This window comes from uncultured Nocardioides sp., from assembly GCF_902805925.1.
Lineage (GTDB): Bacteria > Actinomycetota > Actinomycetes > Propionibacteriales > Nocardioidaceae > Nocardioides.
Window position 1 is genome coordinate 1 of record NZ_CADCUP010000057.1, and the last position, 10,358, is coordinate 10,358.

Below are 10,358 nucleotides of genomic sequence, written 5' to 3' on the forward strand. Positions count from 1 at the left end.
CGAGCGCCTCGACCTGGCGCCAGTAGGTCTCGGGGTCGAGGTCCTCCACCTGCGCCAGCAGCTTCACGACCGTGCCGTCGAGGAGATCCTCGAACGGCGCCACCGGCACCTCCGGCACCCTGCGGTCGTGACGGCGCAGGAAGCCGGGCTCGACCCCGAAGCCGTTGGTCCTCTCCAGTGCGTACGACGTGCCCGGCAGCTCGCGGCGCAGCGTCTCGCCGACCTCGAGCACGGTGGCAGCCGGGATCTCACGGACGCTGCGGATGCCGCGCGCGGTGACGTCGTAGACCACCGCGCCGTTGGAGCAGATGGCCAGGCCGTGGCCGCCGACGGTCTCCCACAGGGCATCCATCCAACGCACCGGCCGGCCGGTCACGTAGACGACGGGGACGCCGCGGCGGTCGAGCTCGGCCAGCACCGTCCGCGTGCCGGGCGTGACCGTGCCGTCGGAGTGGAGGAGGGTGCCGTCGAGGTCGGTGGCGACCAGGCGTGGGATCACCCGCGGCCCTCGCCGAACCAGCGCATCATCTCGCGGGCCGCGCCGTCGTCGAAGACGGTGTCGGTGACGTGGTCGGCGGCGTCGTGGACCTCCTGCACCGCCTGGCCCATCGCGACCCCGCGGCCGGCCCAGCGCAGCATCTCGATGTCGTTGCGCCCGTCGCCGATGGCGAGCACGTCGGCGCGGTCGACGCCGAGCTCCTCGGCGACCAGCGCCAGGCCCGAGGCCTTGGAGACCCCCACCGGTGTCAGGTCGAGCCAGGCGGTCCAGCCCACGACGTAGTCGGTGCCGTGCAGGCCGAGCCGGGCGGCCAGCGCCACGAAGTCGTCGGCGGTGGCCTGCGGGTCGCGGATGATCACCCGGCTGACCGGCCCGGCGATGATGTCGTCGACCGCGGTCTCGATCATCTCCCCCGACAGCTCACCCGGGGGGAAGTGGCGGTTGACGCGGTAGCCCAGCCCGCGCTCCTCCACCGCCACCAGCGCGTCGGGGTGCTCACGCAGCACCGCCTCCACCGCCGGGCGCGCGTCGAAGGTCTGCTCGTGCACGACCTCGAGGGGCGGGTAGCGGAAGACCACGGCCCCGTTGGAGGCGACGATCCACAGGTCGTCGGCGTCCGCGCGGGGGATCTTCAGCAGGTCGGCGATCCCGGTCATGCCGTGCGGCGACCGACCGGAGCTGAGCACCACGTGCGCCCCGGCGTCGACGACGGCGTCGACCGCCTCCTGGACGGCCGGCGGGATCTGCTCGTAGGCCTGGCCGGCACCCTCCACCCACTTCAGCAGGGTGCCGTCGATGTCGAGGGCGACCATCCGTGGCTGCCACCCCGGTGAGCCGGGCGCGCTCAACGGAGGGGTTCCAGCACGTCTCGCCCGAGCCAGGTCTGGAGCGCCTTGGGCACCCGTACCGAGCCGTCGGCCCGCTGGTGGGTCTCCAGGATCGCCACGATGGCGCGCGGCACGGCGCACAGCGTGCCGTTGAGGGTGGCCACCGGGCCGGTGCCGCCCTCGAACCGGCCGCGGATGTCGAGGCGCCGCGCCTGGAAGTCGGTGCAGTTGGACGTCGAGGTGAGCTCGCGGTACTTGCCCTGGGTGGGGATCCACGCCTCGCAGTCGAACTTGCGAGTCGCGCTCAGGCCGAGGTCGCCGGCCGCGGTGTCGATCACCTGGTAGGCCAGCTCGAGCTTGTCGAGGAAGGCCTTCTCGATCGACAGCAGGCGCCGGTGCTCCGCCTCGGCGTCCTCGAGCGAGGAGTAGACGAACATCTCCACCTTGTCGAACCAGTGCACCCGGATGATGCCCTTGGTGTCCTTGCCGTGCGAGCCCGCCTCCTTGCGGAAGCAGGGGCTGAAGGCGGCGTAGCGGCGGGGCAGCGTCTCGGCGTCGAGGATCTCGTCGGAGTGGTAGGCCGCCATCGGCACCTCGGAGGTGCCGACGAGGTACATCTCCTCGCCCTCGATCCGGTAGACGTCGTCGGCGGCCTGCCCGAGGAAGCCGGTGCCCTCCATCGCCCGCGGCTTGACCATCGAGGGCGCGATCACCTGTGTGAAGCCGTGGTCGCGGGCGTGCTCGTTGGCGAGGTTGATCAGCGCGAACTCCAGCTCCGCCCCGACGCCGGTGAGGAAGTAGAAGCGGCTGCCGCTGACCTTGGCCCCGCGCTCCAGGTCGATCGCGCCGAGCATCCGCCCCAGCTCCACGTGGTCGCGCGGCTCGAACCCCTCGGCGGCGAAGTCGCGGGGGGTGCCCACGGTCTCCAGGACGACGTAGTCGTCCTCACCGCCGGCCGGCACCTCCTCGGCGGCGAGCGCGGGGATCTCCATGATCACCGAGCGCCACTGCTCCTCCGCGGCGCTCTGGGCTGCCTCCGCCGTCTTCACCACGGCGGCCAGCGCCCGCGTCCGGGCCAGCAGCTCCTGCTTCTCCTCGCCCTGCGCCTTCGCGACCAGCTTGCCGAGCGACTTCTGCTCACCGCGCTTGGCCTCGAAGTCACCGATCGCCTCGCGGCGCGCCGCGTCGGCGGAGAGGGCACGGTCGACCACCTCGCCGGACAGGCCGCGCTTGGCCAGGGCGGCGCGCACGCGGTCGGGTTCTTCTCGCAGCAGCCGGGGATCGATCATGCGGACAGGCTATCCGCCGGCCCGCTCCGCCGCGGCGGTTGCGGCGTCCTCCACCCTGGCGACGTACGCCGGCCAGGCGATGCCCCGGGGGCGGTTGCTCCCACCGCCGGGCTGCGGCCCGGCCTCGTCGGGGAGCCGGGGCAGCCCTCGCGTGCGATGCGGACGCGGCACGGGCCGGGCGGCATACTTCGGCTCGTGACCGAACGATCCCGTGCCCGCCTGCTGACCTGGGCCGGGTTGAGCCTGGTCCTGCTGGCCGTGCTGGCCTTCCTGGTCACCGGCGACCGCTCGCCGCTCGGCGGGCTGGACACCTTCGGCCGCCGCGCCGAGGACTGGGCCGACGAGCACGGCTGGCTGCAGGTGCTGCTGCGGGGGCTCGAGCGTGCCTTCGCCACCATCGGCATGACGATCCTCACCCTGCTGCTCGCGGGTGCGCTGTGGCTGCGCAAGCACCGGTGGGCCGCGGCGTACGTCCTGGTCGTGATGGCCGTGACGTCGGCCGCGACGACCGGCCTCAAGCTGTGGCTGGGCCGGGGCCGGCCCGAGTGGCAGGACGCCACGGGCCTGCTGGCCAGCAAGTCCTTCCCCTCGGGGCACGCCTCGTCGATCGCCGCCTTCACCGCGATCCTGGTCGTGCTCACCTGGATGTTCGTGCGCCGCGCGAACCAGCGGCGCCTCGCCCTGGCGGCGTGCGTCGTGCTGTGGTTCGTGGTGTGCCTCGACCGGGTCCTGCTCGGCCGGCACTACCCCACCGACGTCATCGCCGGGTCGCTGCTGGGCCTCTCGGTCGCGCTGCTCGTGCAGGTGGTCCTCGATCCGCGTCCCCGCCCGATCTCGATCGCGGCCGACCCGCTGCCGGAGGTCTACACCTCCGAACGCCGGCTGGCGGTGGTGCTCAACCCGATCAAGGTCGAGGACGTCGGCCAGTTCCGCTCGCTCGTCTCGGCGATGGCTCGGGAGTCGGGGTGGCACGAGCCGACCTGGCACTACACCAGCGTGGAGGACCCCGGCACCGGGATGGCGCACGCCGCCTCGGCGGCGGGCGCGGACCTGGTGCTCGTCTGCGGCGGCGACGGCACGGTGCGCGAGGTCTGCGCCGAGCTGGCCGGCACCGGCATCCCCGTCGGCATCATCCCGGCGGGCACGGGCAACCTCCTGGCCCGCAACCTCGACATCCCGCTCTACCTGCGCTCGGCGATCGACGTCGGGCTCAACGGCCAGGACCGTGCCATCGACCTCGTCGACGTCAGCGGCGACGGCATCGAGGACACCCACTTCATGGTGATGGCGGGCATGGGCTTCGACGCCGCGCTCATGGAGGGCGTCAACGAGGAGTTCAAGCGGAAGGTCGGCTGGATCGCCTACGTGTTCTCCGGCTTCAAGTCACTGATGTTCCCGGCCGTGCGCTTCGAGGTGTCCGTCGACGGCGGGGACTTCACCCGGCACCGTGCCCGCACCGTCGTGGTCGGCAACGTCGGCTACCTCCAGGCGGGGATGCCGCTGCTGCCCGACGCCGCGATCGACGACGGTGTGCTCGACGTGGTGATCCTCCACCCGCAGCGCTTCGTGTCGTGGATCCCGCTGGCGGCGCGGGTGCTGTCGAGGAGCACGTCCACCGACGACCTGATCATGCGGGTGAAGGGCGCGAGCGTCGTGCTGCGGGCGGCACTGGACACGCCCCGCCAGCTCGACGGCGACTCGATCGGCCCCGGGCGCGAGCTGCGCATGGAGTGCGTCCACGGGCGGTTGCTCGTCCGCGTCCCGCGCTGACGCTCGTCCCGCACGAGCGCCCGCGCGACGACGTGTCAGACGACGAACAGGACGATCACCAGGATGACCGCGATGACCAGAGCAGCGATGGCGATGGTACGAGTGTTCATGATGTCTCCTTCAGGGATGGCCGTCCGCGGTCGCGCGGATGCGGCCTGAACCTACCCCCGCAGCCGCTCTCCGTCACGGTCCGACACCCGCACCCACCGCTACGGGTGAGGCCGCGCGCTCACGGGCGGGCGTGGGCGATGGCCTCGTCCTCCTCCGGCGACAGCTGCTGCTCGCACGTCCAGCCGGAGATGCTCTTGGCGTAGGTGCGGGCGTCGCTGCGCCCGTGGATGGAGCTCAGCACGACGCCGTCGCCGGCGTCGTCGAGCAGGGCCACCGACCACGAGAGGTGGCCGCCCATGTCGCCGAACGCGTCGTACCGCACCACCGCGAGGTGGCGCAGCGCCGTGCGGGTCTCGGCCTTCAGCGCCGCGACCTCCCGGCGCAGTCCGACGACGTCCTCGGGCAGCGCGTCGGGGCCTGAGCCGCGGGCCGAGGCGCCCCGGCGCAGCGCGAGCACGGCGAGCACGAGGGCGATGACCGCCACGAGCAGGGCGAGGGAGGCGGTCAGGTTGTCGGGGACCATGGGCACGGTGCGGACTCTATGACCGTACGCCGGGCGCACCGGGCCGCACGCTCCGGCGGCGTGGGAAAATGCGTGCGTGACGACACGCGGGAGCACCTCAGCGACCCCACGCCGGATCGCCTACCAGGGCGAGCCCGGCGCCAACTCCCACATCGTGTGCCGGCAGCACCACCCCGACTGGGAGGCCGTGGCGTGCGCGTCGTTCGAGGACGTCTTCGCCGCCGTCGAGGGCGGTGAGGCGGAGCTGGCGATGATCCCCATCGACAACTCGCTCGCCGGCCGGGTCGCCGACATCCACCACTTCCTGCCGGGCTCGGACCTCCACATCGTCGCCGAGCACTTCCTGCGCATCCAGTTCCACCTGATGGCGATCGAGGGCGCGAGCGAGGACACCATCAAGACGGTGCACAGCCACGTGCACGCGCTCGGCCAGTGCCGCAAGGTGATCCGGGAGCTCGGACTCACCCCGCTGGTCTCCGGCGACACCGCCGGCGCGGCCCGCGAGATCGCCGAGGCGAACGACGTCACCCAGGCCGCGCTCGCGCCCGCCCTGGCCGCCGAGATCTACGGGCTGACGGTGCTGCGCGAGGACGTCGAGGACGAGGACCACAACACCACCCGCTTCGTGGTGCTCTCGCGCGACTACGTCGAGGCGCCGCGCGGCGAGGGCCCGGTCGTCACCTCGTTCATCTTCAACGTGCGCAACCTCCCCGCCGCGCTCTACAAGGCGCTCGGCGGCTTCGCGACCAACGGGGTCAACATGACCAAGCTCGAGAGCTACATGGTCGACGGCCGCTTCACCGCCACCCAGTTCCTCGCCGAGGTCGACGGGCACCGCGAGGACACGCCGGTGCGCAACGCGCTCGAGGAGCTCGCGTTCTTCACCACCGACGTGAAGATCCTCGGCGTCTACCCCGCCTCGCCCGACCGCACGGTCTGACCCTCACTCCGCGGGCGGCTGCATCAGGTTGAACCTCGCCCCCTGCGGGTCGGCCATCGCCGCCATCCGCCCGATCCCCGGCACGTCGAAGGGCGCCACGACCTGCTGACCGCCCAGCTCGACGGTCCGCCGCGCCGCCTCGTCGGCGTCGTCGACGTGGAAGTAGACGTTCCAGTGCGCAGGCTCGCCGTCGCCGTGCGGCGCCATGATGCCTCCGACGGAGCGGCCCTGCACCTCGAGGGTCGTGTAGGGCTCCGCGCCGTCGCCCATCGGCACGACGCCGGCGGTGACGCCGAGGACGGCCTCGTAGAACGGCAGCGCCCGCTCGCCCTCTCCCGTGACCAGCTCGTTCCAGGTGGTGGTGCCGTGCTCGTTGGCGCGCTGGGAGCCGGCGAAGGACCTGCCCTGCCACAGCCCGACCAGGGCGCCCACCGGGTCGTGCACCCACGCCATCCGGCCCTCCTCGCCGACGTCGACCGGCTCGACCTCGACCCGGCCACCGGCCTCCCGCGCCCGCGCCACCGCCGTGTCCACGTCGTCGGCGGCGAGGTAGACGCCCCAGGAGGCGTCGCTGTCGGCGTCCTGCCCGAACCGCGGACTCAGCCCCGCGACGACGTCGCCCTCGACCCGGGCCATGGAGTAGGTGCCGATCACGGTCTCGCCGTCGTGCATCGGCCGGTCGTCGTACTGCCAGCCGAACAGGCCGGCGTAGAACTGCTTGGACGCCTCCGGGTCGGGCCCGCTGTGCTCGATCCAGCTGGGCGTGCCCTGCGGATAGCTGTCGAACCTGGCCATCGTGCCTCCTCGTGTGTGCGGACCGACCCCACCGCCCACACAACACCCCACCACCGACACCCGCAACGGCTCCCGCCGAGTAGGTTTCTCGGGTGACCGAGCCCGACCCGCGCACCGCCGACCTCGGGTTCGCCCGTGTCGACCTCGACCGGGCGCACCGCACCGGTGACCCGGAGGTCGTGTACGGCGCCGGCAAGACGCCGGAGCAGGTCACCTCGATCCTCGGCACGCTGGCCGAGCGCCATCGCGACCGCGCGATCCTGGCGACCCGCCTCTCCCCCGAGGCGCAGGCGGCGTGCACGGCCATGGGCGCGCGCGTGGACGCGGAGGCGCGTTGCGCCGTCCTCGGTGACCTGCCGGAGCCACGCGGCCTGGTGGCCGTCGTGGCGGCCGGCACCTCCGACGGCCCGGTGGCCCGGGAGGCGTCCCTGACGGCCCAGGTGCACGGCGCGGGCGTCCACCTCGTCACCGACGTGGGGGTCGCCGGCCTGCACCGGCTGCTCGCGGTCCGCGACGACCTGGAGCGCGCCGACTGCCTGGTCGTGGTGGCGGGAATGGAAGGCGCGCTCCCCTCGGTCGTGGGCGGCCTGACCGGCGTCCCGCTCGTGGCGGTGCCCACCAGCGTCGGCTACGGCGCCAGCCTGGGCGGCGTCGCCGCCCTGCTCGCGATGCTCAACTCCTGCGCGCCGGGGGTGACGGTGGTCAACATCGACAACGGCTACGGCGCCGGCGTCTTCGCCGCCCGGGTGGCGCGGCGGGCGCACGCGTGAGCACGCTGTGGGTCGACGCCTCCTCGGGCGCCAGCGGCGACATGCTCCTCGGGGCGCTGGTCGGGGCGGGGGTGCCTCTCGACGTCGTGCAGCGCGCCGTCGACGCGGTCGCGCCGGAGCCCGTCACCCTGCGCGTCGAGCAGGTGCAGCGCAACGGCTTCGCGGCGACCCGCTGCCACGTCGGGATCGACGACTCCGAGCACCACCGCGCCTGGCGCGACATCCGCACCCTGATCTCGGAGGCCGACCTCGACGACGCCGTGCGCCGGCTGGCGCTCGCCGTCTTCGAGCGCCTCGCGGTCGCCGAGGCGACCGTCCACGGCACCGACCCGATGGGCGTCTCCTTCCACGAGGTCGGCGCCCTGGACGCGATCGCCGACGTGGTGGGCGCCAGTGCCGGCTTCGTGTGGCTCGGGAGCGACGCGGTGACCGTCTCGCCGGTGGCCGTCGGATCGGGCAGCGTGCGCGGCGCCCACGGCACCCTGCCGGTGCCTCCGCCGGCGGTCGCCGAGCTGCTGCGCGGCGTGCCGTCGTACGCCGGCCCGGAGGGTGCGCCCGCGATGGAGCTGTGCACGCCGACCGGCGCGGCCCTCCTCACGACCCTCGCCACCGGGTGGGGTCCCCAGCCGCCCATGACCAGCACGGCGATCGGCGTCGGCGCCGGCGGTCGTGACCCGCAGGGGCACGCCAACGTGCTGCGGCTCTTCGTGGGCGAGACGGCCGAGCAGCCCGCCACCCCGCTGCTCGTCGAGACCAACATCGACGACCTCGACCCGCGGCTGTGGCCGCAGGTCATCGCCGCCCTGCTGGCGGCGGGCGCGTCCGACGCCTGGCTCACGCCGATCCTGATGAAGAAGGGCCGTCCGGCGCACACGCTCAGCGTGCTCGTGCGGGGCGACCTCGCGGAGCCCGTGCGCGCGGCGATCTTCCGCCACACCTCGACCATCGGCGTACGCGAGATCCCGCTCGACAAGCACGCGCTCGACCGAGAGATGATCGCCGTCGAGGTGGGCGGTCGCACGGTCGCGGTCAAGCTCGCCCGCCACCACGGCGAGCTGGTCAACGCCCAGCCCGAGTACGACGACGTCGTGCGCGCCGCCGAGGCCCTCGACCGGCCGGTCAGCGAGGTGCTGGCCGACGCGATCGCCGCGACGAGGGCCGCGATCGAGGGACGCTGAGATGGAGCCCACCGTGGTGGGCCTCGCCTTCGCCGCCATCTTCGTGGTCGAGCTGCCCGACAAGACGTTCCTCGCCACGCTGGTCCTGAGCACGAGGTACCGCCCGTTCCTCGTCTGGATCGGCGTCGGCCTCGCCTTCGCCGTGCAGACCGGCGTCGCGGTGGGACTCGGGCACGCCGCGTCGTACCTGCCGCGGGACGTCGTGCAGGGTGTCGCCGCGCTCATGTTCCTGGTCGGCGCGGTCATCCTCCTCCGCGAGGGACGCTCGCACGCGGCGGCCGTCGACGGCGACGAGTACGCCGCCCGCGCCGGCGACGTGCACGGCGTCAAGGTGATCGCGGCCAGCTTCCTGGTGCTCTTCGCCGCCGAGTGGGGCGACCTCTCGCAGCTGCTCACCCTGTCGCTGGTGGCGCGGTACGAGGAGCCGGTCGGCGTGTTCGTGGGCGCGCTCGGGGCGCTGCTGGCGGTGAGCGGGCTGGCCGTGGTCGCCGGACGAACCCTGTTGCGCTGGATCCCCCTCCACGTGCTGCACTTCGTGGGGGCGGGCGTGTGCCTGCTGCTGTGCGCGATCACCACCTGGGAGCTGGTCCGATGAGCGAGTCCGTTCACCGTCGCTACCGCGACGTCAACGGCGACCACCCGATGACCGAGGCCGACGACACCTACGTGCGCGCACATTTCGTGCCCGCCGGGACCGACGTGCTGGCGCTGATCGAGGCCGGGTCGCTCCCGCTGCCGTCGTACTACCTCTCCGACGGCACGCCGATGGTGCCCGCCGACCTGCGGGACCCGGTCGGCTGGGCCGGCGGCGTGGAGCGCCTGCACGCCTGGTTCACCAGCCACTGGGACGACGCGGACCGGGCCACGGCCGAGGAGGAGTGGGCGGCCTACCTGAGCGGCAGGTACGTCTGCCTCCAGACCGTGACCCCCCTGCGGATCCGGCAGAGGACCGGTCACATCGAGCAGATCGAGGCGGCGATCCTCCGGCTGGAGGCCGATCCCCGCGACCCCGTCGCCCGCGGCTCCCTGGGCGAGGCGGTGGCGGGGCTCGACCGCATCCTGCTGCCGATGACCGACTACGACCGGCTGCGCCTCGGCGGGCCGCTCCCGGCCGAGGTGTGGGTCCACGACGTACGCCGGGACCACCTCACCCCGCGTCTGCCCGACCTTCCGCTGCACACCGAGCGGCTGGTGCTGCGGCGGACCCACCCGGGCGACGCCGCCGCGCTCCAGTCCTACTACGGCGACCCCGACGTGGCGGCGTACCTGCTGACCGATCCCTGGACGCCCCGGGCGGGCGAGGACCACGTGCGCGCCAACACCGTCGAGGACCACCGGCTCAAGCTTCTGATCGAGCTCGACGGCCGGGTGGTCGGTGACGTGGTGCTGATGCTCCAGGAGCCGTCGTGGTCCATGGCCGAGGTGGGGTGGGTCGTCCACCCCGACGCGGCCGGTCGGGGCATCGCGACCGAGGCGGCGGCGGCGCTGCTCGACCTCGCCTTCGAGCACTACGGCTGCCACCGCGTCTACGCGCTCCTCGACGCCCGCAACCACCGCTCGGCCGCGCTGTGCGAGCGGCTGGGCATGCGGCGCGAGGCGCACAAGATCCGCGACTTCTGGTCCAAGGGCGAGTGGACCGACTCCTTCGAGTACGCC

General features: G+C 73.2%; 11 protein-coding genes. 6 read left to right on the plus strand and 5 right to left on the minus strand.

What is annotated here, in order from left to right; translation table 11 throughout:
- The 3 genes from QZX64_RS04075 to serS all read right to left on the minus strand — a co-directional run.
- Positions 1–499, minus strand: a 499-nt coding sequence (locus tag QZX64_RS04075) for an HAD family hydrolase (RefSeq protein ID WP_295657187.1), incomplete at its 3' end; no start/stop codon positions are given.
- On the minus strand, positions 496–1,311 hold the full coding sequence (locus tag QZX64_RS04080; protein ID WP_295657189.1) for an HAD family hydrolase: 816 nt from the start codon (positions 1,309–1,311) through the stop codon (positions 496–498). The genes QZX64_RS04080 and QZX64_RS04075, both read right to left, overlap by 4 nt.
- A 32-nt stretch (positions 1,312–1,343) precedes the next feature.
- Complete coding sequence (gene serS, locus QZX64_RS04085) at positions 1,344–2,615, minus strand: serine--tRNA ligase (RefSeq protein ID WP_295657191.1); 1,272 nt, start codon at positions 2,613–2,615, stop codon at positions 1,344–1,346.
- Positions 2,616–2,810: 195 nt separating this feature from the next.
- Between serS and QZX64_RS04090 the strand changes: the two genes are divergently transcribed.
- Positions 2,811–4,385 carry a diacylglycerol kinase family protein gene (locus QZX64_RS04090; protein ID WP_295657193.1) on the plus strand — a complete coding sequence of 525 codons (1,575 nt, stop codon included), beginning with the start codon at positions 2,811–2,813 and terminating at the stop codon, positions 4,383–4,385.
- Positions 4,386–4,614: 229 nt separating this feature from the next.
- On the opposite strand, the gene QZX64_RS04095 is transcribed toward QZX64_RS04090, so the two are convergent.
- Positions 4,615–5,019: a DUF4446 family protein gene (locus tag QZX64_RS04095; protein WP_295657206.1), complete on the minus strand. Its 405-nt coding sequence runs from the start codon at positions 5,017–5,019 to the stop codon at positions 4,615–4,617.
- 76 nt (positions 5,020–5,095) lie between these two features.
- On the opposite strand from QZX64_RS04095, the gene QZX64_RS04100 reads away from it, so the two are divergent.
- The gene (locus QZX64_RS04100) at positions 5,096–5,959 is read left to right on the plus strand and encodes a prephenate dehydratase (RefSeq protein WP_295657195.1); all 864 of its coding nucleotides are present in this window, start codon (positions 5,096–5,098) and stop codon (positions 5,957–5,959) included.
- A 3-nt stretch (positions 5,960–5,962) separates the two neighbouring features.
- Here the strand turns inward: QZX64_RS04100 and QZX64_RS04105 are convergent, their stop codons facing one another.
- Positions 5,963–6,754 (minus strand): VOC family protein, encoded by a 792-nt coding sequence (locus QZX64_RS04105; RefSeq protein ID WP_295657197.1) that lies wholly within the window; start codon positions 6,752–6,754, stop codon positions 5,963–5,965.
- A 92-nt stretch (positions 6,755–6,846) separates the two neighbouring features.
- On the opposite strand from QZX64_RS04105, the gene larB reads away from it, so the two are divergent.
- From larB to QZX64_RS04125, 4 genes are all read left to right on the plus strand, one after another.
- Positions 6,847–7,524: a nickel pincer cofactor biosynthesis protein LarB gene (larB, locus tag QZX64_RS04110; protein WP_295657198.1), complete on the plus strand. Its 678-nt coding sequence runs from the start codon at positions 6,847–6,849 to the stop codon at positions 7,522–7,524.
- The gene (larC, locus tag QZX64_RS04115) at positions 7,521–8,702 is read left to right on the plus strand and encodes a nickel pincer cofactor biosynthesis protein LarC (RefSeq protein ID WP_295657200.1); all 1,182 of its coding nucleotides are present in this window, start codon (positions 7,521–7,523) and stop codon (positions 8,700–8,702) included. Before larB ends, larC begins: the two co-directional genes overlap by 4 nt.
- Position 8,703: 1 nt before the next feature.
- The gene (locus tag QZX64_RS04120) at positions 8,704–9,297 is read left to right on the plus strand and encodes a TMEM165/GDT1 family protein (RefSeq protein ID WP_295657202.1); all 594 of its coding nucleotides are present in this window, start codon (positions 8,704–8,706) and stop codon (positions 9,295–9,297) included.
- Positions 9,294–10,358 (plus strand): GNAT family N-acetyltransferase (locus QZX64_RS04125; protein ID WP_295657204.1); only part of this gene is annotated, 1,065 nt, incomplete at its 3' end. The genes QZX64_RS04120 and QZX64_RS04125, both read left to right, overlap by 4 nt.

What these genes read in the sequence shown, in the direction of transcription:
- QZX64_RS04080 (WP_295657189.1), bottom strand. Translation starts at nt 1,311, where the DNA reads ATGGTCGCCCTCGACATCGACGGCACCCTGCTGAAGTGGGTGGAGGGT.
- serS (WP_295657191.1), bottom strand. Translation starts at nt 2,615, where the DNA reads ATGATCGATCCCCGGCTGCTGCGAGAAGAACCCGACCGCGTGCGCGCC.
- QZX64_RS04095 (WP_295657206.1), bottom strand. Translation starts at nt 5,019, where the DNA reads ATGGTCCCCGACAACCTGACCGCCTCCCTCGCCCTGCTCGTGGCGGTC.
- QZX64_RS04105 (WP_295657197.1), bottom strand. Translation starts at nt 6,754, where the DNA reads ATGGCCAGGTTCGACAGCTATCCGCAGGGCACGCCCAGCTGGATCGAG.
- QZX64_RS04120 (WP_295657202.1), top strand. Translation starts at nt 8,704, where the DNA reads ATGGAGCCCACCGTGGTGGGCCTCGCCTTCGCCGCCATCTTCGTGGTC.